Source organism: Sphingopyxis sp. SE2 (assembly GCF_032227185.1).
GTDB lineage: Bacteria > Pseudomonadota > Alphaproteobacteria > Sphingomonadales > Sphingomonadaceae > Sphingopyxis.
The window spans coordinates 233,917-257,455 of record NZ_JAPMXW010000001.1 but is presented as its reverse complement, the minus strand read 5'-3'; the positions used below and the strand labels follow the sequence as shown (position 1 = coordinate 257,455).

The following is a 23,539-nucleotide window of genomic DNA, read 5'->3' as shown; positions in this document are numbered from 1 at the left end:
GCCATCCAGAGAATCGATATAGGCGGACCCAATGCAGAAACTCGACGGGCAATTGATCACAGTGCTGGGCGGCGGGGGCTTCCTCGGCCGCTATGTCGCGCAGCGGCTGCTCTCACGCGGCGCCCGCGTCCGCATCGCGCAGCGCGAACCCCGCGCCGCGACCTTCCTGAAGCCGCTCGGCGGCCTCGGCCAGACGCAGTTCGTGGCGTGCGACGTCCGCGACCCCGCGAGCGTGGCGCGCGCGGTGCAAGGCAGCGATGCGGTGATCAACCTCGCCGGCGCCTTCGCCGACATGCAGGCGGTGCAGGCCGATGGCGCGGGCCATGTCGCGGCGGCGGCGAAGGCGGCGGGTGCCAGCGCGCTGGTCCATGTTTCGGCGATCGGCGCCGATTCTGAAAGCGCCTCGGCCTATGGCCGCAGCAAGGGCGACGGCGAAGCCGCGGTGCGCACAGCGTTCGCCGACGCCGCGATCCTGCGCCCCTCGATCATCTTCGGCCGCGAGGATCATTTCATCAACCGCTTCGCCACGATGATGCGTATCGCGCCTATCGTCCCGGTGATCGCGCCTAATGCGAAGTTCCAGCCCATCTACGTCGGAGACGTCGCCGACGCGGTCGTCGCCGCGCTCGGCAACGGCGCTGCCGGCAAGACATTCGAAATCGGCGGACCGCAGGTGCTGGCGATGGGCGAATTGCTGCGCTGGATCGCGAGCGCGACTGGCCGCTCGCCGCTGTTCGTCGATGTACCCGACTTTGTTGCCTCGGCGCTCGCCAGCGGCCTCGGCTGGGCGCCCGGCGCGCCGATCACCAAGGATCAGTGGCTGATGCTCCAGCGCGACAACGTCGTCTCCGACGGCGCCGCGGGGCTCGCACAGCTCGGCATCACGCCGGCGTCGCTCGCCTCTGTCGCCGAAGGCTGGCTCGTGCAATATCGTCGCCATGGCCGTTTCGCCGAGCTCGCCTCGCGATAATGGGTATCTGGCTGACCGCAATCATCCTCGGCATCGTCGAGGGTCTGACCGAATTTTTGCCCGTCTCCTCGACCGGGCACCTTATCCTCGCGACCGAGCTGCTCGGCTATGACGCGGCGCGCTGGGCGATCTTCAACATCGCGATCCAGCCCGGCGCGATCCTCGCGATCGTGGTGCTGTACCGGAAGCTGTTCTGGGAGATGTTCGCCGGCTTCTTCCGGCGCGATCCGCAAGCGATCGCCTTTGTGCGCAACCTGCTGCTCGCCTTTTTCCCCGCGGTCGTCCTCGGCCTCGCGTTCGGGGATTATATCGAGCTGCTGCTCGAAAATGCCGTCGTCGTCGCCTGGGCGCTCGTCATCGGGGGCTTTGCGATCCTGCTCGTCGAGCGGTTCGCGAAGACGCGCGACGTCGGCGGGGTCGCCAATGTGTCGGCGCGCCAGTCGATCCTCGTCGGGCTGGTCCAGTGCATCGCGATGATCCCGGGGGTCAGCCGCTCGGGCGCGACGATCCTCGGCGCGATGTCGTTCGGGGTCGACCGCAAGACCGCGGCCGAGTTCAGTTTCTTCCTCGCGCTGCCGACGCTGACCGGCGCGACCGTGCTCCAGCTGTTCAAGCACCGCGACGCGATCACCACCAACGACCTCGGCCTGATCGCGGTCGGCGCGTTCGTCTCCTTCGTCGTCGCCTGGGCGGTGATCAAGGCCTTTCTCGCGGTTGTTACGCGCTATGGCTTCGCGCCCTTTGCCTGGTACCGAATCATCGTCGGGGTCGCGGCGCTGATCTGGCTCGGCATGAGATAGGTCCGAAACGATACTAATTCACGAAAGATAATTGCGCGAGCCTATTTTAGGACGAATTTGATCTCCGATTTAGGTAAGCATTGTTGACCTATCACGCAATTCGCTCGTGACAGGGCGTTTCGGGCCATGCAATTCCCCGCTCAACGAAGGGGATACTGCATGGCTTCCGAACGCATGCTCCAATTTGTGGAGCGTGAACAATCCTATCCGGACAAGCGCTCCGCCGAAGAGCGCGCGCGCGACTTTCGCGAGATCGCCGAGCGTTATGCCGCGCCCGACGCCGATGCGCAGGCGGCGCGCTGCTCACAATGCGGCGTGCCCTATTGCTCGGTCCACTGCCCGCTCCACAATCATATTCCCGACTGGCTGCGCCTGACCGCCGAAAGCCGGCTGCGCGAAGCCTATGAGCTCAGCAACGCGACCTCGACGATGCCCGAGATCTGCGGCCGCATCTGCCCGCAGGACCGGTTGTGCGAGGGCAATTGCGTGATCGAGTTTTCGGGCCATGGCGCGGTGACGATCGGCAGCGTCGAGAAATATATCACCGACACCGCCTGGGCCGAGGGCTGGGTCGAGCCGCTACACGTCGGCGCCGCGACCGGCCAGTCGGTCGGCGTGATCGGCGCGGGGCCGGCAGGCCTGACCGCGGCCGAATATCTGCGCGCGCAGGGGCATGAGGTGCATGTCTATGACCGGCACGACCGCGCGGGCGGCCTCCTCACCTATGGCATCCCAGGCTTCAAGCTCGAGAAGGATGTCGTGATGCGCCGCATCGACCGGCTCGTGGAAGGCGGAATCCAGTTCCACCTCGGCTTTGCGGTCGGCGAGGATGCGACGCTCGACCAGCTCCGCCAGAAGCATGACGCGATCCTGGTCGCGACGGGCGTCTACAAGGCGCGCGAGATCAATGTTCCCGGCAATGCCGCCGACGGCGTGATCGCCGCTCTCGACTATCTGATCGCGTCGAACCGCAAGAGCTTTGGCGACGAGGTTCCGGCGTTCGACGACGGGCGCCTCGACGCCAAGGGCAAGCATGTCGTCGTGATCGGCGGCGGCGACACCGCGATGGACTGCGTCCGCACCGCGGTGCGGCAGGGCGCGAAATCGGTGAAGTGCCTCTATCGCCGCGACCGCGAGAATATGCCGGGATCGCAGCGCGAGGTCGCCAATGCCGAAGAGGAAGGCGTCGAGTTCGTCTGGCTTTCGGCCCCCGAAAGCTTCACCGCCGACAAGCATGTGAAAGAGGTCGCGGTCGCGGGGATGCGCCTCGGCGCGCCCGACGCGAGCGGCCGCCGCAGCCCCGAGGTCGATCCCGGGCGCAAGTTCGACGTGCCCGCCGACATGGTGATCAAGGCATTGGGCTTCGATCCCGAGGAGCTGCCGCACCTGTTCGGCTCGCCCGACCTGTCGGTCACGCGCTGGGGCACTTTGCGCGTCGATCACCAGACGATGATGACCAGCCTGCCCGGCGTTTTCGCGGCGGGCGACATCGTGCGCGGCGCCAGCTTGGTCGTGTGGGGCATCCGCGACGGCCGCGATGTCAGCGAACAGATGGCAAAGTGGTTGAAGGCGAAGGCGAAAAGCGAAAAGAAGGCGGCATGACCAACAGGGGAAGGAAATTATGATGCCGTCGTTCAAATCGATCCTGCTTGCCGGTGCCGTGGCGATGCTGCCGCTGGGCATATCCGCCCATGCAGCGCAGCAGGAAGCGCCCGAAGCCGAAGTCGTCGCCGCCGAAGACGGTAGCGAGACGCCGTTCGACAGCGAGGCTGCCGCCGCCGAGGCGAAGGCCAAGATGCAGAAGGAAATGGACGAGGCGATCGCGCTCATTGAAAAAATGTTCGACACGAGCGACCTGCCGCCGATCGACCCGGCGCGCCTGACGCTCGCGCAGCAGACGACCGCCGCGCTGATCCCGGCCGGCAGCATCGAAAAGATGGTCGACAATCTGTACGGCAAGATGTTCAAGACGATCATGGGCGAGTTCGGCGGTCAGTCGGACCTGCTGCTTTCGATCAAGACCGGCGTCGAAACCGACCAGATCGCGAAGCTCGACGAAGCGACCAAGGGCAAGGTCGCCGACATGTTCGACCCGCATCGCAAGGAACGCGACGAGCAGATCAACCGCGTGATCAAGCCGCTGATCAGCGAAGTGCTGGCCGATATGGAGCCGCCGATGCGCGAAGGGCTGGCCAAGGCCTATGCGCGCAAGTTCACCGGCGCGCAGCTCACCGACCTCAACAGCTTCCTCGCGACGCCGACGGGCAATCTCTACGCCAGCGAATGGATGGCGTTGCAGGCCGATCCCGAAGTGATGGTCGCGGTGATCAAGGCGGTGCCGCCGCTGGTGACCAAATTCATCGACCGCGCCCCCGAGATCGAGAAGGATCTGAAGGAGCTGCCCAAGGAAAAGCAGCTTTCGGACTTCGACGACAAGGAACTCGGCAAGCTCGCCAAGCTGATGAAGGTCGATGTCAGCGTGCTGAAGGAACAGCGCGACATGTGGAAGACCGACATGGAAGCGACCGACGCGGTCGCGGCCGAAGCCGCCGACGATTATGCGGTCGACGCCGCCGCCGATGTCGCCACCGCGGAAGCGGCGGCCGATGCGGCCGAGGCCGCAGCTGACGCCGCCGTCGCGGTCGAAGCCACCGCATATGATCGCAGCAACTGGTCCGAAGCCGATCGCAAGCGCGTCGAGGAACTGGAAGCCGCCTATATCGAAGCCGAAGCCGCCGCCGTCGAAAAGGCGCGCGAGCGATTGGACAAGACCCCCTCCGAATAGGCGTCAGCCTATCCCGTCAGGACGAAGATGATGACCCACTATCCCACCCCCGATCACGCGCGGCTCGAAGCCGAAGGCATGTATCGCCCCGACCTCGAATCCGATGCCTGCGGCGTCGGCATGGTCGCGGCGACCGACGGCAAGCCGTCGCGCCGCGTCGTCGAGGCGGCGATCGAGGCGCTGCGCGCAGTCTGGCACCGCGGCGCGGTCGATGCCGACGGCAAGACCGGGGATGGGGCGGGCATCCATGTCGACCTGCCCGTGCGCTTCTTCGACGATGCGATCGCGGCGTCGGGGCACCGGGTACGCCCGAACCGCCTTGCGGTCGGCATGGTCTTCCTGCCGCGCACCGACCTTGGCGCGCAGGAGGAGTGCCGCACGATCGTCGAGGCCGAGATCATCGACGCGGGTTTCACCATCTATGGCTGGCGGCAGGTGCCGGTCGACGTGTCGGTGATCGGCGACAAGGCGCAGCGCACGCGCCCCGAGATCGAGCAGATCATGATCGCGGGCCCCCTGCCCGACGAGCAGACGGTCGCTGAGTTCGAAAAGCAGCTTTATCTCGTCCGCCGCCGGATCGAGAAAAAGGTGATCGCGGCACAGATCGCCGACTTTTACATCTGCAGCCTGTCGGCGCGCTCGATCATCTACAAGGGGCTGTTCCTTGCCGAGAGCCTTGCCGACTTCTTCCCCGACCTCACGAACAAGCTGTTCGAAAGCCGCGTCGCGATTTTCCACCAGCGTTATTCGACCAACACCTTCCCGCAATGGTGGCTGGCACAGCCGTTCCGCTGCCTCGCCCACAATGGCGAGATCAACACGATCCGCGGCAACAAGAACTGGATGAAGAGCCACGAGATCAAGATGGCGAGCCTCGCGTTCGGCGAGCATTCGGAAGACATCAAGCCGGTTATCCCCGCGGGCGCATCGGACACCGCCGCGCTCGACGCGGTGTTCGAGGCGCTGTGCCGCGCCGGGCGCGACGCGCCGACCGCGAAGCTGATCCTCGTGCCCGAGGCGTGGACCACCGAATGCGACGTCCCCGACAACCACCGCGCGATGTACTCGTACCTCGCCAGCGTCATGGAGCCGTGGGACGGGCCCGCCGCGCTCGCGATGACCGACGGCCGCTGGGCGGTTGCGGGCATGGATCGCAATGCGCTCCGCCCGCTGCGCTACACGCTGACCGCCGACAATCTCCTCGTCGTCGGGTCCGAAAGCGGGATGGTGCTGCTGCCCGAAGCGAGCGTGCGCAAGAAGGGCCGCCTTGGCCCCGGCCAGATGATTGCGGTCGATCTCGACGACGGCACGCTTTATGAAGATCTCGCGATCAAGGACAAGATCGCCGACGCCGCCGACTATGCCTCGCGCGTCAAGGGTTTCCGCACGATGGCCGACCTGCCCAAGGGCGGCAAGTCTAGCCTGCCCGCGTGGGATCGTCAGGAACTGCTCCGCCGTCAGGTCGCCGCCGGGCTGACGATGGAGGATATGGAACTGATCCTCAGCCCCATGGTCGAGGACGCCAAGGAAGCGATCGGATCGATGGGCGACGACACGCCGCTCGCGGTCATCTCCGACAAGCCGCGTCACGTCGCGCAATTCTTTCGCCAGAATTTCAGCCAGGTCACCAATCCACCGATCGACAGTCTGCGCGAACGGCATGTTATGAGCCTGAAGACGCGTTTCGCAAACCTGGCGAACATCCTCGACGAAAAGGGCCAGAGCGATCACGTCCTCGTGATCGACAGCCCCGTGCTCGTCGGCGACGACTGGGATCGACTGCGTGCCTATTTCGGCGATGCGGTCGCCGACATCGACTGCACGTTTGCGGCAGGCGGCGACGCCTCGACGCTGCGCGAGGCGATCGCGCGCGTCCGCCGCGAGGCCGAGGATGCGGTGCGCGCGGGGCGTAGCGAGCTGTTTCTGACCGACCAGAGCATCGGCGCAGGCCGCGTCGGCATGGCGATGGTGCTCGCCGCCGCCGCCGTCCACACGCACCTCGTGCGCAAGGGGCTGCGCAGCTATGCCTCGATCAATGTACGCTCGGCCGAAGTGCTCGACACCCACGCCTTTGCCGTGCTCGTCGGGGTCGGCGCGACGACCGTCCACGCCTATCTGGCCGAAGCGGCGATCGCCGACCGGCAGGCGCGCGGGCTGTTCGGCGAATTGAGCCTCGACGAATGCCGCCAGCGTTTCCGCAAGGCGATCGACGATGGCTTGCTCAAGATCCTAGCCAAGATGGGGATCGCGGTGATCTCCTCCTATCGCGGCGGTTATAATTTCGAGGCGGTGGGTCTCAGCCGCGCGCTCGTCAACGATCTCTTCCCCGGCATGCCGGCGAAGATTTCGGGCGAAGGCTATCAATCGCTGTTCATCAACGCGACCGAGAAGCATGAGGCGGCGTTCGACGGGCGCGTCACCACCCTTCCCATCGGCGGTTTCTATCGCCAGCGCGCGGGGGGCGAGGCGCATGCCTATTCGGCGCAGCTGATGCACTTGCTGCAAACCGCGGTCGCGACCGACAGTTACTCGACCTATCTGCAATTCGCGCGCGGGGTCGCCGACCTGCCGCCGATTTACCTCCGCGACCTGATGGAGTTCAACTATCCGGCGCAGGGCGTCGCGCTCGACAGCGTCGAGGCGATCACCGAAATTCGCAAGCGTTTCGTCACGCCGGGGATGTCGCTCGGCGCGCTGTCGCCCGAGGCGCATGAGACGCTGGCGATTGCGATGAACCGCATCGGCGCCAAGGCGGTGTCGGGCGAAGGCGGCGAGGCGAGCGAACGTTACCGCCCCTATGCCAATGGCGACAACGCCAACAGCAACATCAAGCAGATCGCAAGCGGCCGCTTCGGCGTCACCGCCGAATATCTCGGCGCGTGCGACGAGATCGAGATCAAGGTCGCACAGGGCGCCAAGCCGGGCGAGGGCGGCCAGCTTCCGGGCTTCAAGGTCACCGAGTTCATCGCGCGGCTGCGCCACGCGACGCCCGGCGTGACGCTGATTTCGCCGCCGCCGCACCACGACATCTATTCGATCGAGGATCTGGCGCAGCTAATCTATGATTTGAAGCAGATCAATCCGAAGGCGCGCGTTTGCGTGAAGCTCGTCAGCTCGGCGGGGATCGGCACCGTGGCTGCGGGCGTCGCGAAGGCGCATGCCGACGTGATCCTCGTCGCGGGCAACACCGGCGGCACCGGGGCGTCGCCGCAGACAAGCGTCAAATATGCCGGCACGCCGTGGGAAATGGGGCTGAGCGAGGTCAATCAGGTGCTGACCTTGAACGGCCTCCGCCACCGCATCCGCCTGCGCACCGACGGCGGGCTCAAGACGGGGCGCGACATCGTGATCGCGGCCATTCTGGGCGCCGAAGAGTTCGGCATCGGCACGCTGAGCCTCGTCGCGATGGGCTGCATCATGGTGCGCCAGTGCCATTCGAACACCTGCCCGGTCGGCGTCTGCACGCAGGACGAGAAATTGCGGCAGAAGTTCACGGGGTCGCCCGAGAAGGTGATCAACCTGATGACCTTCATCGCCGAGGAAGTGCGCGAGATATTGGCGAAGCTCGGTGTCACGAGCCTCGACGAAGTGATCGGGCGCACCGAATTGCTGCGGCAGGTCAGCCGCGGCGCCGAGCATCTCGACGATCTCGATCTCAATCCGATCCTCGCCAAGGTCGACGCGCCCGACGATCAGCGCCGCTCGCAGGGGCCGAACTTCCGCAACCCGGTGCCCGACAGCCTCGACGCGCAGATCTTGAGCGACGCCAAGCCGCTGTTCGAGCGCGGCGAGCGTATGCAGCTGACCTACAACGTCCGCAACACGCACCGCGCCGTCGGCACCCGACTGTCGGCCGAGGTTACCGCGCGCTTCGGCATGAAGGGACTCGCCGACGACCATGTGCAGGTGCGCCTGCGCGGCACCGCGGGGCAGTCCTTGGGCGCCTTCCTGTGCCAGGGCGTGACGCTCGAAGTGTTCGGCGACGCGAACGACTATGTCGGCAAGGGGCTGTCGGGCGGGCGCATCATCGTGCGCCCGACCGTCTCGAGCCCGCTCGTCAGCCAGCACAACAGCATCGTCGGCAACACCGTGCTCTATGGCGCGACTGCCGGCACCTTGCTCGCGGCGGGTCAGGCAGGCGAACGTTTCGCGGTTCGCAACTCGGGCGCGAATGTCGTCGTCGAGGGCTGCGGCGCCAATGGCTGCGAATATATGACCGGTGGCACCGCGGTGATCCTCGGCCCGGTGGGCTCGAACTTCGGCGCGGGGATGACTGGCGGCATGGCCTTCATCCTCGACACCGACGAGCAGTTCGAGCGCCGCGTGAACGGCGAATCGATCGTCTGGCAGCGGCTCGCGAGCGGCCATTGGGAGGCGGTGCTCAAGGAGCTGGTCGAGGAGCATGCCAAGGCCACCGGCAGCAAATGGTCGGCCGAAATCCTCGCCGACTGGGACCGCTGGCGCCAGCGTTTCTGGCAGGTGTGCCCGAAGGAAATGCTGAGCCGCCTGACGCATTCGCTCAACGAGGAAGAGGTCGAGGTCGTCGCGGCGGAATAAGCCAATCCTCCCTGCGGCGAAGCCGTGGGGAGGGGAACCGTCCGCGCAGCGGATGGTGGAGGGGCTGCGACGACAGCGCCATAGCCCCTCCGTCAGCGGCTACGCCGCTGCCACCTCCCCATCGCTTCGCGACAGGGAGGAACGTTCACCCTAGCGAAAGCGTCTTTGGGCTAAAGATGCCGCTTTACTGCCCTCCTCTCGTCCCTCGAAAGGATCGAGTCATGACCCGTCTGGCCCTCGCTGCCCTCCCCCTGCTCGCGCTCGCCGCGCCGCTGCCCGCGGCCGCCAACGAGATGCACGATACCGTTGCGACGCTCAGCGATCCGGTCGCGCAGGAGCGGATGGCCGAGACGATCACGGCGATGGTCGGCGCGCTGATGCAGATGCAGGTCGGGCCGCTCGCGAAGGCGGTGGCACAGATCGATCCCGAATCCGATGCCGCATATATCCCGCCCGACGCGACGCTGGGCGAAGTGACGGGCAGCGATCCCTATTATGCCGAACGCATGGGCGACGACGTCCGCGCGACGACGCGTATGGCGGGCCATGCCGCATCGGCGCTCGCGGCTTATGCCCCGGTCCTGAGGGACATGGCGCGCGATCTTGCCGCCCAGTGGGAATATGAGCGCGACGCCGCGCGGCGCTGACGCTTAATTCACAATCGCCAGAGGCAGGCCGCGCCATAGCCGTTGCGCGTGGCGCCCCGCTGCCGCTATGCCAAGCCTATGTGGCAACTCTATCAATTCCCGCTCTGTCCCTTTTCACGCAAGGTCCGCCTTTTGCTGGGCGAAAAGGGCGTCGGATACGAATTGGTGCGCGAATCGCCGTGGGAGCGCCGCGACGAATTCATCGATCTGAACCCGGCAGGCCGCACCCCGGTGATGGTCGATCAGGCGCGCGGACAGGTACTGATCGACAGCATGGCGATCGCCGAATATTTCGAGGAAACCGTCGAAGGTAAGGCGATGATCAACGGCACGGCGGCGAACCGCGCCGAGATCCGCCGGCTGACCGCATGGTTCGATCACGACTTCTACTATGAAGTCACCGGCCCGCTGCTGTTCGAACGGATGCAGAAGCGCATCGTCCACCGCCAGCCGCCCGACGGCGGCGCGCTGCGCGAGGCGATGAAGGCGGCGAACAATCATCTCGACTATGTCGATTACCTCATCGACCATCGCACCTGGCTCGCCGGCGCGACGATGAGCCTCGCCGATCTGACTGCGGCGGCGCATATCTCGGTCGCCGACTATCTGGGTGGGATCGACTGGACCGGGCACGAGCAGACCAAAGGCTGGTATTCGGGGCTGAAGTCGCGCCCGAGCTTCCGCCCGCTGCTCGCCGAGCGGATGGAGATCGTGTCGCCGCCGAAATATTACGAAGACGTCGACTTCTAACCGTCGCCCCCGCGCAGGCGGGGGCCGCCAGCGGCCTTGCTCGGCGGCGCCGCGTAAACCGATAGCGGCCCCCGCCTGCGCGGGGGCGACGGTTTCCCGGCCTTATTTCAGCCCGGCCACCGCGCCGCGACCAGATAGTTGAGCGCCACGCTGCCGCCGAGCTTGAAGCCCTTGGCGGCCGAGGGAGAGAGGCCAGTGCGGTCGATGACCTCGAGCCCCGCGCCTTCGAGCAGGCCCGTTAATTCCCCGGGCTTCAGAAACTGATCCCAATCGTGCGTCCCGCGCGGCACCGCGCCGACACGCTCGGCCGCCTCGACGAGCAGCAGTTTCGACAGCATCGTCCGGTTCGGGGTCGAGAGGATCATCAGCCCGCCGGGCGCGAGACGGCCTGCGAGTTCGCCGATGAAGGCCGCGGGGTCGGCGACATGCTCGACGACCTCCATCGAGGTGACGAGATCGAAGGTCGCAGGCGGCAGCGCGGACAGTTCGCCCGCGAAATAGGTGACCGCAAGCCCCTGCCCCGCCGCATGATCGCGCGCGGCTGCAATATTTTCGGGCGCCGCATCGACGCCGGTGACCGTCGCGCCCATTCGTGCGAGCGGTTCGGCGAGCAGCCCCGCGCCGCACCCGACGTCGAGCGCGCTGCGCCCGGCAAGCGCGTGGCGCTCACGCGCATCGACCTGCCAGTGGGCATCGATGCGGTCGCGAATATAGGCAAGCCGCACCGGGTTGAGCTTGTGCAGCATCGCCGACGAACCGTGCGGGTCCCACCAGTCGGCGGCGAGGGCGCCGAAATGGGCGGCTTCGTGCGGGTTGATCGTGGCGGCACTCATGCCGCCGATTTGCCACCGCCGCCATTTCGGCGCAAGAAAATTACCTCGCAGCATGGATATTCGACGGAAAACCCTGTTTCGGTTTCCCCTCGCCAAGAAAATATATCCCGACGCTATCATCGCCGCCTTGCCATCGCCCTCCCCCTTCCGTAACGACGCGAGCGCCGCGGAAATGCTTGGGAAAGTCGCGGCGGAAACCAGATTCAGGAAAGCGGGGCGACATGGCGCGGATCGTGATGAAATTCGGGGGCACGTCGATGGCGGGCACCGAGCGGATTCGCACCGTGGCGAAACTCGTCGCGCGCGAAGTCACCAACGGCAACGAAGTCGCGGTCGTCGTCTCGGCGATGGCCGGCGAGACCGACCGGCTCGTCAATTTCTGCCGCGAGGCGAACCCGCGCTACGACCCCGCCGAATATGACGTCGTCGTCGCCGCGGGCGAACAGATCACATCGGGGCTGCTCGCGCTGACCTTGCAGGCGATGGGCGTCCCCGCGCGCAGCTGGCTCGGCTGGCAGCTGCCGATCCGCACCGAGGAAGCGCATGCGCGCGCGCGCATCCTCGACATCGACACCGGCGCGCTGCTCGCCGCGATGGGCAAGGGCGAGGTCGCGGTGATCCCCGGTTTCCAGGGGATGATGGACGACGGGCGCGTCTCGACATTGGGGCGCGGCGGATCGGATACCAGCGCGGTCGCGGTCGCGGCGGCGGTGAAGGCCGACCGCTGCGACATCTACACCGACGTCGACGGCGTCTATACCACCGACCCGCGCATCGTCGCGCGCGCGCGCAAGCTCGACTATGTCACCTATGAGGAAATGCTCGAACTCGCGAGCGTCGGCGCCAAGGTGCTCCAGACGCGCTCGGTGGGGCTCGCGATGAAGATGGGCGTGCGCGTGCAGGTTCTGTCGAGCTTCGTCGAGGGCGACGAGGCTCCCGCCAAAGGCACGATGATCGTCAGCGACGAGGAAATAGAGGAACATCAGATGGAACGGCAGCTGATCACCGGCATCGCCCACGACAAGAATGAAGCGAAGATCATCGTCACGCGCGTGCCCGACAAGCCGGGCGCGGTGGCGAACATCTTCGGCCCGCTCGCCGCGGCGGGGATCAACGTCGACATGATCATCCAGAATGTCGGCCGCGAAAAGGGCGAGACCGACGTGACCTTCACCGTTCCGGGCGTCGACCTGCTCCGCTCGATCGACCTGCTCGAAGGCGCGAAGGACAAGATCGGTTTCAACCGCATCATCAGCGACGACAAGGTCGCGAAGGTCAGCGTCGTCGGCGTCGGCATGAAGAGCCATGCGGGCGTCGCGAGCACGATGTTCCGCGCGCTGGCCGACCGCGGCATCAACATCCAGGCGATCTCGACCAGCGAGATCAAGGTCAGCGTGCTGATCGACGAGGACGAAACCGAACTCGCGGTCCGTGTGCTGCACACCGCCTACGGGCTCGACGCCGAGTAACTACTCCGCCGCGAACGGCTGCAGTTCGCCGCTCGCGCGGCGGCGCAGCCGTGCTTGCGTGATGTGATGCACCACCGCGATGTGGATCGCGAACAGCCCGAATTTCGACGCGAGCGGAAAGACGCCGATGAACAGCGGCCACCAGGCAGTGAAGAAGAGCGCGATGACGAGGTTCAGCCCCGCGCTGGTGAACATCAGCGCTGCCCAGATCATGCCGAAGCGATCCATGACGTCGCCGACGATCGCGAGCTGCTCGGGCGGAATATAGCGGTTGAGCCAGCCCTTGCGCAGCATCACGCTGCCGACGATCAGATAGACGATCGTCGGCTTCGCCATCACGAAGCGCGGATCGCCGGTGAACAAGGTCGCTGCCGCGGTGAAGAGCACCGACGCCAGGCTGATCCATTGCAGCGCCGCGACCTTTTTGCCGCGTGCGAGTTCGTAACCGACGACGCCGAGCGCGACGACGATACCCGCGATCGTCGCGGGAACGATACCCGCCCCGGCGACCAGCAGCACTGCGAAGACGAGCACGCCGAGCGAGTCGAACAGCATCGGCCCGATGGCATAGAGCAAGGTTTTCATCCGCCTGTCCTTTCCGACTCAATGTTATCGTCGTAAACATTGCGTGCAGACCGGATCGACGTCAAGGAAAAATTGACATTGTTAACATCGTTTGCGGTAAAACGTCGTGTCGCAGCGATCAGCTACAAAGCCGCCCCTTCGCAAAAACAAGACCCGCCCCCAGGCCCATGTCCCCGGGGGCGGGTCGCGACCCGTCGTCTTTTGCGGCCGCCGCCGGTCCTGCGGCATGATGCGGGACCGGCGGCGCCGGATCAGGCGAGGTCGAAACGGTCGGCGTTCATCACCTTGGTCCACGCCTTGACGAAGTCGCGCACGAACTTTTCGCCATTGTCGGACTGCGCATAGACTTCGGCCACCGCGCGCAGTTCCGAATTGGAACCGAAGATCAGGTCGGCGCGCGTCGCGCGCCAGGTCTCGGCGCCGCCCTTGCGGTCGGTCGCGACATATTCCTGGTCGTCCGATCCATCGACGGCCTTCCACACATTGGTCATGTCGAGCAGGTTGACGAAAAAGTCGTTCGTCAGTTGCCCCGACCGTTTGGTGAAGTGGCCGTGGCCGCGCTCGCCATGGTTGGCGCCGAGGACGCGGAGGCCGCCGATCAGCACCGTCATCTCGGGCACCGACAGGCCGAGCAGCGAGGCGCGGTCGAGCATCATTTCCTCGATCTTCACGGCGAGCTTCTTTTTGCCGACATAGTTGCGGAAGGCATCGGCTTCGGGCTCCATCACCGCGAAGCTGTCGGCGTCGGTCTGTTCGGCCGTTGCATCGCCGCGGCCGCCGGTGAAGGGGACGGCGACATTGAAGCCCGCGTCCTTGATCGCCTTTTCAAGCCCGACAACGCCGCCAAGCACGATCGCGTCGGCCATCGACATCGAACCGCGCAGTCCGTCGAGCGTATCCAGAACCTTGGCGAGCATCGCGGGCTCGTTGACCTCCCAGTCCTTCTGTGGCGCGAGGCGGACGCGCGCGCCGTTCGCGCCGCCGCGGAAGTCGGACTTGCGATAGGTGCTCGCCGAAGCCCAAGCGGTCTTGATCAGCTGGCTGACCGTGAGGCCCGACGCGGCGATCTTGTCCTTCACCGCCTTCACCTCGGCGTCCGACGGCGTCGAACCCGCGGGGATCGGGTCCTGCCAGATCAGATCCTCGGTGGGGACTTCAGGGCCGAGGTAGCGGATCTTGGGCCCCATGTCGCGGTGGGTCAGCTTGAACCAGGCGCGCGCGAAAGCGTCGCGGAACGCCTCATGATCGTCGCGGAACTTCTCGCTGATCTTGCGGTACGCCGGATCGCGCTTCAGCGCCATGTCGGCGGTGGTCATCATCGTCGGAACCTTGATGTTCGGATCCCACGCCGCCGGGGCCATATCCTCCTCTTTCTGGTTGATCGGCTGCCACTGGTTCGCGCCCGCGGGCGATTTCACCAGCTCATAGTCATAGTCGAACAGCAGGCGGAAATAATTCTCCGTCCACTCACGCGGGGTGTTGGTCCATGCGCCTTCGATGCCGCTGGTGACGGTATGTTCGCCGATGCCGCCGCTTTCGTGGCTGCTGACCCAGCCAAAGCCCAGCGCAGCAAGATCGCCGCCCGCGGGCGCCGCGCCCAGCAGCGAGGCGTCGCCATTGCCATGCGCCTTGCCGAAGGTGTGGCCGCCGGCGGTGAGTGCGACAGTTTCCTCGTCGTTCATCGCCATGCGCTTGAAGGTTTCCTTCATATCGCGCGCCATGCCTTCGTCGTCGTGCGGATTGCCGCCGGGGCCTTCGGGGTTGACGTAGATCAGGCCCATCTGGATCGCGGCGAGCGGACCTTCGATCGTTTCCATTCCCTTGGCCGGGTCGATGCGCGTCTGGACGCCCTGATTGACCCATTTGTCTTCGCTGCCCCAATAAATGTCGCGTTCGGGTTCATAGACGTCGACGCGGCCGCCGCCGAAGCCGAACACCGGCCCGCCCATGCTTTCGATCGCGACATTGCCCGCAAGGATGAACAGGTCGGCCCAGCTGATCTTGTTGCCATATTTCTGCTTGATCGGCCAAAGGAGGCGGCGCGCCTTGTCGAGATTGCCATTGTCGGGCCAGCTGTCGAGCGGCGCGAAACGCTGCTGCCCGCTGTTGGCGCCGCCGCGGCCGTCCGCGGTGCGATAGGTGCCCGCGGCGTGCCACGCCATGCGGATGAAGAAGGGGCCGTAATGACCATAGTCGGCGGGCCACCAGGGCTGGCTGTCGGTCATCAGCGCGGTGAGATCGTCCTTCAGCGCTTGATAGTCGAGCGACTTGAACGCCTTGGCATAGTCGAAATCCTCGCCCATCGGGTTCGACGGGCCATTGGGATTAAGGATTTCGGTCGCCAGCATGTCGGGCCACCAATCCTTGTTGGTGCGGCCGAGCAGCGCGCGAACGCCCCCGGGCTGGTGGACGGGGCAACCGCCGGCGGGGTCGATGGGGGTCGGATCGTTCATGCAGTCTCTCCTCGTTTATCTGTTATGGAATGCCGGATCGTGGCGCCGCGGAATGGCGCGCGTATGACGCGAGCGACGGGGGTCGCTGGCGGACGGCCGGCATGGGCGGGCGTCGAGTCGATGGCGCCATCCTTTCGTTCTGACCGGGGAAGGATATGCCGCGCTTCCCCATCGACATAACCGAATAAGCTGAATTCAGTCATCGAATGAACCGATCAAACGCGCGAGAGTTGCCCGGACGAAGGGCGCCCGTCCCGCCCCCGCCACGCCCCGGCTACAGGGAGGAACATCTGACTCGGCCACGGGTTGATCCGGTGTCGCGGCATGATGGCATGGCGCGGCAAAAGGAGATGGAAAGTGGCTAACAACCCGAACCAGCAGAACCAGAAGAACCCGCAGGCTGATCGCGACGAGGAACAACGTCGCCAGCAGCAACAGCAGGGCGGCCAGGATCGCCAGCAAGGCGGCCAGCGGTCCGATCAGGACCAAGGCAAAAACCCGCAGCAGCGCTGACCAGCAGCCTGCATGAGAAAGGGTGGCCCCGCGGGGCCGCCCTTTTCTTTTGCTGGTAAGGGAAGATCAGAAGCTAGCCTTGATCGTCCCGCCCCAAGTGCGGGGATCGCCCGGCAGGCCAGTGATCAGCCCGGTATTGCCCGGCCCCACGCTCAATTGCTCAAGATAATTCTGGTCGAACGCGTTGCGCACCCAGCCGAAGATGTCGAGCCCGGTTTCGGTCCGGAAACCGGCGCGGAAGTTCGAAAGCGAATAACCCTCGATCCAGGTGTAGGCCGACGGCGACGGGTTCGACGACCAGTCCGACCGGTAGCTGCCGTCATAACCCAGATAGAATTGCCCATCCTGTCCGAACAGGCTGGATTCGGCATTGGCTTCCGCCCCGAACGAAAAGGCCCATTTCGACACGCCGGGCAGGCGCTGCCCCGAAATGTCGCAGTTCGGCGCGCTGGCGGACCCGCCCGACAGTTCGGGTGGGCACGGCGCGTCGACGAAGCGTTCATATTTGGCATCGGTATAAGCGCCATTGGCATAGGCGCGAAACCGCTCGCTCGGCCGCACTGAGAAGTCGAATTCGACGCCCTGCGTGCGGACCTTGCCCGCATTGGCCAGATAGCCGCGGAGCACGCCGAACTGCCCATTATTCACATTGGCCTGAAAATTCTTGATGTCGGTGCGAAACGCGCTGAGATTGAAGGTCGCCCGCCGATCCCAGAATTCGGCCTTCACCCCCGCCTCATAATGATCGACCGATTCGGGTTTCACCGTCGCGGCGGCGAGGATCGGGTCGCCGTCGGCGCCGTTCGGCACGCCATTCTGGTTGATGCCCCCCGATTTGAACGTCTTCGCATAGGTCGCATAGAGGAGCAGGTCGCGCGCCGCCTTCCATGTCGCGGTCAGGTCGTAGCTGAAATTCCAGTCGCTGAACGAGGGCGCATATTCCTGCGGCGTGAACACGGCGAGCCGGGCGGCCGACACCGCATCTGTCAGGTCCGCCGTCACCGGCGAGCCGTCGCCGGCAAAGACGAGACGCCGGTAGTAGCCGTCCTTCTTGTCATAATTCACCCGGACGCCGGGCTGGATCGTCAGCTGATCGGTGATTTTCCAGCTCAGCTGCCCGAACAGCGCCGCGCTGGTGTTCTTGAGATATTGCGTGTTGATCGCGGTCAGGCCGCCCAGCACCGAGGGATCGTTCGACAGCGGGTTCGACGGATTGATCGTCCAGCGGCTCGACGCGGGGCCATGGCCTTCGGTGCCCTGCGTCTCGATGCGCTGGTAATAATAGAAGCCCCCGATGACGAAATCGAAGCGATCGCCGGTGTAATTATAGCGCAGCTCCTGCGTATATTGATCCTGCTGCGACGGGTTCTGCGATCTCGTGACGATCGGCAGGCCGGTGAAGTCGCGATCGTTTTCGGGCTGCCAGTCCCAATAGCGCCACGCGGTCACCGAGGTCAGCATGCCCGGTCCGAGGTCCCATTTGACGCGCAGCGACGCGCCGCCGATCTCGTTGCCCGCATTCAGATTGGCGTCGAGGTCGGTGAGCCGGTCATAGGGATTCTCGCTCGGGAAGGCATAGCCCTGCGCCGCCGCGAGCGCGGCGAACTGGCGGTTCAGCGGCCGCTGCGTTTCGCCGGTGCGGACGAAAACCGAGCCGCAGCACACCGCCTCTTGCTTGTTCCAGTCGCCGGCGAGCGTGATGTCGAGATTGTCGGCCGGCCGCCAGAGCAGTTGGCCGCGAATGCCGATATTGTCCTGGCTCTGGATATAACGGTCGGTCGTCACATTGTAGATCGTGCCGCGGCGGCTGGTCGAGGAGACCGCGATGCGCGCCGCAAGCCACTCGGACAGCGGTCCCGAGATCGCGGCCTTCGCCTGTTTGAAATCGAGATTGCCGATGCTGACCTCGGCCTTGCCCTCGAAATCGAAGGTCGGCTGGTTGGTCGTGATGTTGATCGCGCCGGCGGTCGTATTCTTGCCGTAGAGCGTCCCCTGCGGCCCGCGCAGCACTTCGATCTGCGCGACGTCGAGGAAGTCGAAGGTCGAGGAAGCGACGCGCGAATAATAGACGTCGTCGACATAGATGCCGACGCCCTGTTCGATGCCGTCGTTGGTCAGACCGAACGGCGCGCCGATACCGCGGATATTGACCGCCGTGTTGCGCGGGTTCGACGAGTAGAATTGCAGCGTCGGCGTGAGCTGGGTCAGCCGGCCGACGTTGAAGCTGCCGGTATTGTCGATCTGTTCGCCGTCAACGACCGAGATGGCGATCGGCACGTCCTGCGCGGTTTCGCTGCGCCGCCGCGCGGTGACGATGATCTCGCCGCCGTAGCTTCCGCCTTCGACCTGCGCAGCGTCATCGGCGGCGGCGGTGTCGTCGGCAGTTTCCGATGCGGCGGCGGGGTCCGCGGCGATCGCCAAGGCGAGGGAAAGCGTGAAGAGGCCGGCCGGAAGGCGCCGGCGGACAGACGGATATTTTGCGGTCATGACAATTTCCTGTTGCAAGAAAATTGCCACATCCGGTGGTCCGGTCTGCGGCATGAGGTGGGGAATATCCCCGTTGGGAGTAGTTGGAGCCTGAAACCTACATCAGTTGGGGTAGCGGTGCCGCTCGGTCACATCGACTTGCACCAGTCGTCCTTCGTGCACGGTCAGCTGGATCGCGCCGAACTTCAGCTTGTCGAGGGCATCGAGCACGGTCTGGATGGCGCGGGGCACCTCTTCGGAGCCGTCTTTGGCGACGTCCCTGATAGCGCTCATGATCATTCCTTTCCCTTCTGGATTCGCCGCCAAAGCATATGCCAAGTGATTTAGTTGACAATGATTGATTTGCTTTCTGCGCCGAAAGGTTCGGTTGTCGCGCCCAATCGATTCAAGCGTGCGGCGGGTCGACGGGCGCGATGACGCCAGGGATTGCGCGCGAGTCCCAGTGCTGGCAAAGGCAGCCTCAATGAGCAAAATTAACGATCTGATGGCCCGCGGAACCGAACTACTCGGTAGCGACTATGCAATCCTGTGCGGCGCGATGAGCTGGGTTTCCGAACGCCATCTGGTCAGCGCGATCAGCAATGCCGGCGGCTTTGGCGTGATCGCGTGCGGCGCGATGACGCCCGCGTTGCTCGATGCCGAAATCGCCGGGACCAAGGCGTTGGCGACCCGCAATTTCGGCGTCAACCTGATAACCATGCACCCGCAATTGTTCGAATTGATCGAGGTATGCGCCAAGCATCGCATCGGCCATGTCGTGCTCGCGGGCGGCTTGCCGCCGAAGGGCAGCCTCGAGGCGATCAAGGCGTCGGGTGCCAAGGTCATCTGTTTCGCGCCGACGCTGGCGCTCGCCAAAAAGCTCGTCCGTTCGGGCGTCGACGCGCTGGTGATCGAGGGGATGGAGGCAGGTGGCCATATCGGCCCGGTGTCGACGAGCGTGCTCGCGCAGGAGATCCTGCCGACGCTCGCCGACGAAGTGCCGGTTTTCGTCGCCGGCGGGATCGGCCGCGGCGAGGCGATCGCCGCCTATCTGGAGATGGGCGCGTCGGGGGTTCAGCTCGGCACGCGCTTTGTGTGCGCGACCGAGAGCATCGCGCATCCCAACTTCAAAAAGGCCTTCATGCGCGCCTCGGCGCGCGAAGCGGTCGCGAGCGTCCAGATCGACCCGCGCCTGCCCGTCATCCCGGTCCGCGCGCTCAAAAATGCCGGGACCGAAGCCTTTACCGCGAAGCAGCGCGAGGTCGCGAACAAACTTGACGCCGGTGAGGTCGACATGGGTGAAGCGCAGCTCGAAATCGAACATTATTGGGCGGGCGCGCTGCGCCGCGCCGTCATCGACGGCGACGTCGAAAATGGTTCGTTAATGGCAGGGCAATCTGTCGGTATGGTATCCGAAGAGGAGAGTGCGGCAGCGATTGTCGCATCTCTGGTGCAACAGGCCGAAGCGGCGTTGCACGCGCGGGGTTGATGCCGCATGGTGATGCGGTTGGGGAGTGGATCATGAATTTGTCGCGTAAGATCATCGTAGCAGGTCTGCTGGCGAGCGTCGCCGCCTGTGCGCCGAAGCCGCCCCCGCCGCCTCCCCCACCCGCCGCCGCCGGTCGTCGTCACCATCCCGCCGCGGCCGCTGCTGCCGGCAATGCGTCGCTGACGCAGATTCTTCCCGGCCGCGGGATCGACGGAGGTTTCGTCACCGCGAACAGCGGCGTCACCGGCGACCGCGCCTTCTGGCAGCTCAAGATCGGGCTGAACGTCGCCGCCATCGGGTGCCGCGGCGTCGAGGAATCGACGCTGGTTTCGGCCTATAACGATATCATCAAGACGCACGGCAAGGTGATCAAGTCGACCGAGAAATCGGTGATCAAGGACCTCGGCAAGGAAAACAAGAATAACGGCATCGCGCCGCGCGACCGCCTGTCGACGCAGCTGTTCAACTATTTTGCGCAGCCGCCCGCGCAGCGCGCTTTCTGTGCGCGCGCCAACGAGATCGCGCAGATCGTCTCGACGACCCCGACCGACCAGCTCGTCGAGCAGTCGCCCGCGCACCTCGCGCGGCTCGACGAGCCGTTCAAGCAATTTTACGAGGCCTATGCACAGTATCAGGCCGACGTGATCGCCTGGGACGCGAAATATGCGCCGCCGCCGGCGGTGATGACGACGCCGATGCCGGCGACGCCGATCGGCCCGGCGATCACGACCGGCACCACGCCGGTCGCGCCGACGACGGCCCCGGCCAGCCCGACCGGAAATCCCTGAGGGAATTGCGGAGCATTCAGGAATAGCGCGGACAATCGCGCGCGGGGTATTGGCGCGCGCCGCATCCTTCTGTTAGCAGGATTGCGATGACCAACGCCCCGCCCCCGCCCTCGTCGGCCGCCCAGTCCGCGCGCACCATATTGACCCGGCTGCACGAGGTCATGGCGTCGCGCGTCAATGCCCAGGGCAAGCTCAATCAGGTCGTCGGCATCATCGGCGAATGCCTCGATAGCGAGGTCTGTTCGATCTATCTGCTGCGCGACGGCACGCTCGAACTTTATGCGACGCGCGGGCTGAAGCAGGAGGCGGTGCACGTCACCCGGCTCGGCCTCGGCGAAGGGCTGGTCGGCACGATCGCCGACCAGATCGAGACGCTGAACCTCGACGAAGCGGCGGCGCACCCCGACTTTTCCTATCGCCCCGAAACGGGCGAGGAGTTGTTCCACAGCTTTGCCGGCGTGCCGATCATCCGCCGCGAGCGCGCCGTCGGCGTGCTGTGCGTCCAGCATGCCGACCCGAGGCGTTACGACGATATCGAGATCGAGACGTTGCAGACCGTCGCCATGGTGCTGTCCGAACTGATCGCCAACGCCGACCTGGTCGACACCGCCGCGCGCACCGACGCCGCCGCCGCCGATCAGTCGGCGCAGCGGCTGAACGGGCAGAAGCTGGTCGACGGCATGGGCGCCGGGGTCGCGGTGTTCCACCAGCCGCGCATCACCATCGAGCATACGGTCGCCGACGATACCGAGGCCGAGCGCCACCGCGTCTATGCCGCGTTCGACAAGATGCGCGAGCAGATCGACCGCATGGCGAGTTCGGCCGACTTCGGCGTCGGCGGCGAACATGAGGAGGTCATCGAGACCTACAAGATGTTCGCCTATGACGAGGGCTGGTCGCGCCGGATCAACGAAGCGATCGACAGCGGGCTGACCGCCGAAGCGGCGATCGAACGCGTCCAGCAGCGCACCCGGATGCGGATGCGCCAGATCGACGATCCGCTGCTGCGCGACCGCATGCACGACCTCGAGGATCTGTCGAACCGGCTGATCCGCATCGTGTCGGGGCAGATGGGCACCGCGGCGCAGATGGGCCTCAGACAGGATTCGATCCTGATCGCGCGCAACCTCGGCCCCGCCGAACTGCTCGAATATGATCGCCGCCGCCTGAAAGGCGTGGTGCTCGAGGAAGGATCGCTCACCGCCCACGTCATCATCGTCGCGCGTGCGATGGGGGTGCCCGTGATCGGCCGCGTCAACGATGTGCGGGCGTCGATCCGCGAAGGCGATCTGCTGCTGCTCGACGCCACCGCGGGCCAGCTGCACGTCCGCCCGACACAGGCGGTGCAGGACGCGTTCGATGCCAAGCTCGAGATTTCGCAGAAACGCCGCGCCAACCTCGCGTCGCTGCGCGACCTGCCCGCGGTCACCAAGGACGGCGTTCCGATCGAGCTGATGATCAACGCGGGGCTGCGCGAAGACGTCGCCGCGCTCGACCTGACCGGCGCGCGCGGCATCGGGCTGTTCCGCACCGAATTCCAGTTCCTCGTGTCGGCGACGCTGCCGTCGCGCGATCGTCAGCAGCGGCTCTACCGCGACGTTCTCGACGCGGCGGGCGACCGGCCGGTGATCTTCCGCACCGTCGACATCGGCGGCGACAAGGCGCTGCCCTATATGAATGTCGATGGCAGCGCGCAGGAGGAAAATCCGGCGATGGGCTGGCGCGCGCTGCGGCTGGCGCTCGAACGCGAGGGGCTGCTCAAGGTGCAGGCGCGCGCGCTGATGGAGGCCGCCGCCGGCCGCACGCTCCACGTCATGTTTCCGATGGTGTCCGAACCATGGGAATATGAAGCGGCGCGCAACCTCTTCGTCAGCCAGCGCGCGTGGCTCGCGAGCCACAACAAGAAGCTGCCGGTGGCGATCCGCTATGGCGCGATGCTCGAGGTGCCGGGCCTTCTCGAAACGCTCGACCTGATGCTGCCGCACCTCGATTTCCTGTCGGTCGGCACCAACGACCTCACCCAGTTCCTCTTCGCCGCCGACCGCGCGCACCCGCGGCTCGCCGAGCGGTACGACTGGCTCTCCCCTGTCGTGATGCGCTACCTCGCCCGCGTCGTCCGCACCGTGGCCGGATCGAAGGTCGCGCTGGGCGTGTGCGGCGAAATGGGCGGACGGCCCCTCGAAGCGATGGCGCTGCTCGGCGCCGGCATCGAGCGGCTGTCGATCACGCCGGCCGGCGTCGGTCCGGTGAAGGCGATGATCCGCTCGCTCGACCTCGGCGCGCTGCGCGCCGACATGCCGGCGATCCTCGCCCAGCCCGCCGCCGACCCGCGTGGCCAGTATCGGGAATGGGCCCAGCGGCATCAGGTCGATCTGGGCGATTGATCGCGCTTCAGCACCAAAATTAACCTTTCGACAGGGATGTTTTGGTTAAT

General features: G+C 65.5%; 17 protein-coding genes. 12 read left to right on the top strand and 5 right to left on the bottom strand.

Features of this window, described 5'->3' with window-relative positions:
- Positions 1-31 precede the first annotated feature (31 nt).
- From OVY29_RS01110 to OVY29_RS01080, 7 genes are all read left to right on the top strand, one after another.
- Positions 32-970 (top strand): complex I NDUFA9 subunit family protein, encoded by a 939-nt coding sequence (locus tag OVY29_RS01110; protein WP_037556717.1) that lies wholly within the window; start codon positions 32-34, stop codon positions 968-970.
- Positions 970-1,770, top strand: a complete 801-nt coding sequence (locus tag OVY29_RS01105; RefSeq protein ID WP_037556716.1) for an undecaprenyl-diphosphate phosphatase — start codon at positions 970-972, stop codon at positions 1,768-1,770. The genes OVY29_RS01110 and OVY29_RS01105 overlap by 1 nt, the downstream gene beginning before the upstream one ends.
- 159 nt (positions 1,771-1,929) lie before the next feature.
- Positions 1,930-3,372, top strand: coding sequence for an NAD(P)-dependent oxidoreductase (locus OVY29_RS01100; protein ID WP_037556715.1), 1,443 nt, complete (start codon positions 1,930-1,932; stop codon positions 3,370-3,372).
- A gap of 22 nt (positions 3,373-3,394) precedes the next feature.
- Positions 3,395-4,555, top strand: coding sequence for a DUF2059 domain-containing protein (locus tag OVY29_RS01095; RefSeq protein WP_313910657.1), 1,161 nt, complete (start codon positions 3,395-3,397; stop codon positions 4,553-4,555).
- A 27-nt stretch (positions 4,556-4,582) separates the two neighbouring features.
- Positions 4,583-9,112, top strand: coding sequence for a glutamate synthase large subunit (gltB, locus tag OVY29_RS01090; protein ID WP_037556713.1), 4,530 nt, complete (start codon positions 4,583-4,585; stop codon positions 9,110-9,112).
- Between the two features lie 221 nt (positions 9,113-9,333).
- Positions 9,334-9,759: a hypothetical protein gene (locus OVY29_RS01085; RefSeq protein WP_037556712.1), complete on the top strand. Its 426-nt coding sequence runs from the start codon at positions 9,334-9,336 to the stop codon at positions 9,757-9,759.
- 78 nt (positions 9,760-9,837) lie between these two features.
- Positions 9,838-10,509, top strand: a complete 672-nt coding sequence (locus tag OVY29_RS01080) for a glutathione S-transferase family protein (protein ID WP_037556711.1) — start codon at positions 9,838-9,840, stop codon at positions 10,507-10,509.
- Between the two features lie 107 nt (positions 10,510-10,616).
- Here the strand turns inward: OVY29_RS01080 and ubiG are convergent, their stop codons facing one another.
- On the bottom strand, positions 10,617-11,342 hold the full coding sequence (ubiG, locus tag OVY29_RS01075; protein WP_037556710.1) for a bifunctional 2-polyprenyl-6-hydroxyphenol methylase/3-demethylubiquinol 3-O-methyltransferase UbiG: 726 nt from the start codon (positions 11,340-11,342) through the stop codon (positions 10,617-10,619).
- A gap of 221 nt (positions 11,343-11,563) precedes the next feature.
- Between ubiG and OVY29_RS01070 the strand changes: the two genes are divergently transcribed.
- On the top strand, positions 11,564-12,811 hold the full coding sequence (locus OVY29_RS01070) for an aspartate kinase (protein WP_037556709.1): 1,248 nt from the start codon (positions 11,564-11,566) through the stop codon (positions 12,809-12,811).
- Here the strand turns inward: OVY29_RS01070 and OVY29_RS01065 are convergent, their stop codons facing one another.
- Both OVY29_RS01065 and katG read right to left on the bottom strand, forming a co-directional pair.
- Entirely contained in the window at positions 12,812-13,396 is a 585-nt protein-coding gene (locus OVY29_RS01065; RefSeq protein WP_037556708.1) for an inner membrane-spanning protein YciB, read from the bottom strand. It lies immediately after the preceding gene.
- 251 nt (positions 13,397-13,647) lie between these two features.
- A complete protein-coding gene (katG, locus tag OVY29_RS01060) occupies positions 13,648-15,849 on the bottom strand; it encodes a catalase/peroxidase HPI (protein WP_037556707.1) in 2,202 nt (733 codons plus the stop codon).
- Between the two features lie 357 nt (positions 15,850-16,206).
- Between katG and OVY29_RS01055 the strand changes: the two genes are divergently transcribed.
- Positions 16,207-16,362 (top strand): hypothetical protein, encoded by a 156-nt coding sequence (locus OVY29_RS01055; RefSeq protein ID WP_161786561.1) that lies wholly within the window; start codon positions 16,207-16,209, stop codon positions 16,360-16,362.
- Between the two features lie 66 nt (positions 16,363-16,428).
- On the opposite strand, the gene OVY29_RS01050 is transcribed toward OVY29_RS01055, so the two are convergent.
- Together OVY29_RS01050 and OVY29_RS01045 are read right to left on the bottom strand one after the other, a co-directional pair.
- Positions 16,429-18,849, bottom strand: coding sequence for a TonB-dependent receptor (locus OVY29_RS01050; RefSeq protein ID WP_313910656.1), 2,421 nt, complete (start codon positions 18,847-18,849; stop codon positions 16,429-16,431).
- A gap of 102 nt (positions 18,850-18,951) precedes the next feature.
- Positions 18,952-19,122, bottom strand: a complete 171-nt coding sequence (locus tag OVY29_RS01045; RefSeq protein ID WP_081933164.1) for a YezD family protein — start codon at positions 19,120-19,122, stop codon at positions 18,952-18,954.
- A 190-nt stretch (positions 19,123-19,312) separates the two neighbouring features.
- On the opposite strand from OVY29_RS01045, the gene OVY29_RS01040 reads away from it, so the two are divergent.
- The 3 genes from OVY29_RS01040 (at position 19,313) to ptsP (ending at position 23,489) form a co-directional block, all read left to right on the top strand.
- Positions 19,313-20,317, top strand: coding sequence for an NAD(P)H-dependent flavin oxidoreductase (locus OVY29_RS01040; protein WP_037556705.1), 1,005 nt, complete (start codon positions 19,313-19,315; stop codon positions 20,315-20,317).
- Positions 20,318-20,349: 32 nt separating this feature from the next.
- Entirely contained in the window at positions 20,350-21,105 is a 756-nt protein-coding gene (locus OVY29_RS01035; RefSeq protein WP_313910655.1) for a hypothetical protein, read from the top strand.
- An 86-nt stretch (positions 21,106-21,191) separates the two neighbouring features.
- Entirely contained in the window at positions 21,192-23,489 is a 2,298-nt protein-coding gene (gene ptsP, locus OVY29_RS01030) for a phosphoenolpyruvate--protein phosphotransferase (RefSeq protein ID WP_037555344.1), read from the top strand.
- Positions 23,490-23,539: the final 50 nt, after the last annotated feature.

Excerpts from the sequence above, each read along its gene's own strand:
- OVY29_RS01080 (WP_037556711.1), top strand. The coding sequence starts at position 9,838 with ATGTGGCAACTCTATCAATTCCCGCTCTGTCCCTTTTCACGCAAGGTC.
- OVY29_RS01035 (WP_313910655.1), top strand. The coding sequence starts at position 20,350 with ATGAATTTGTCGCGTAAGATCATCGTAGCAGGTCTGCTGGCGAGCGTC.
- OVY29_RS01065 (WP_037556708.1), bottom strand. The coding sequence starts at position 13,396 with ATGAAAACCTTGCTCTATGCCATCGGGCCGATGCTGTTCGACTCGCTC.
- OVY29_RS01100 (WP_037556715.1), top strand. The coding sequence starts at position 1,930 with ATGGCTTCCGAACGCATGCTCCAATTTGTGGAGCGTGAACAATCCTAT.
- OVY29_RS01105 (WP_037556716.1), top strand. The coding sequence starts at position 970 with ATGGGTATCTGGCTGACCGCAATCATCCTCGGCATCGTCGAGGGTCTG.
- gltB (WP_037556713.1), top strand. The coding sequence starts at position 4,583 with ATGATGACCCACTATCCCACCCCCGATCACGCGCGGCTCGAAGCCGAA.
- OVY29_RS01050 (WP_313910656.1), bottom strand. The coding sequence starts at position 18,849 with ATGACCGCAAAATATCCGTCTGTCCGCCGGCGCCTTCCGGCCGGCCTC.
- OVY29_RS01095 (WP_313910657.1), top strand. The coding sequence starts at position 3,395 with ATGCCGTCGTTCAAATCGATCCTGCTTGCCGGTGCCGTGGCGATGCTG.
- OVY29_RS01110 (WP_037556717.1), top strand. The coding sequence starts at position 32 with ATGCAGAAACTCGACGGGCAATTGATCACAGTGCTGGGCGGCGGGGGC.
- katG (WP_037556707.1), bottom strand. The coding sequence starts at position 15,849 with ATGAACGATCCGACCCCCATCGACCCCGCCGGCGGTTGCCCCGTCCAC.
- ptsP (WP_037555344.1), top strand. The coding sequence starts at position 21,192 with ATGACCAACGCCCCGCCCCCGCCCTCGTCGGCCGCCCAGTCCGCGCGC.
- ubiG (WP_037556710.1), bottom strand. The coding sequence starts at position 11,342 with ATGAGTGCCGCCACGATCAACCCGCACGAAGCCGCCCATTTCGGCGCC.
- OVY29_RS01085 (WP_037556712.1), top strand. The coding sequence starts at position 9,334 with ATGACCCGTCTGGCCCTCGCTGCCCTCCCCCTGCTCGCGCTCGCCGCG.
- OVY29_RS01070 (WP_037556709.1), top strand. The coding sequence starts at position 11,564 with ATGGCGCGGATCGTGATGAAATTCGGGGGCACGTCGATGGCGGGCACC.
- OVY29_RS01040 (WP_037556705.1), top strand. The coding sequence starts at position 19,313 with ATGAGCAAAATTAACGATCTGATGGCCCGCGGAACCGAACTACTCGGT.
- OVY29_RS01045 (WP_081933164.1), bottom strand. The coding sequence starts at position 19,122 with ATGAGCGCTATCAGGGACGTCGCCAAAGACGGCTCCGAAGAGGTGCCC.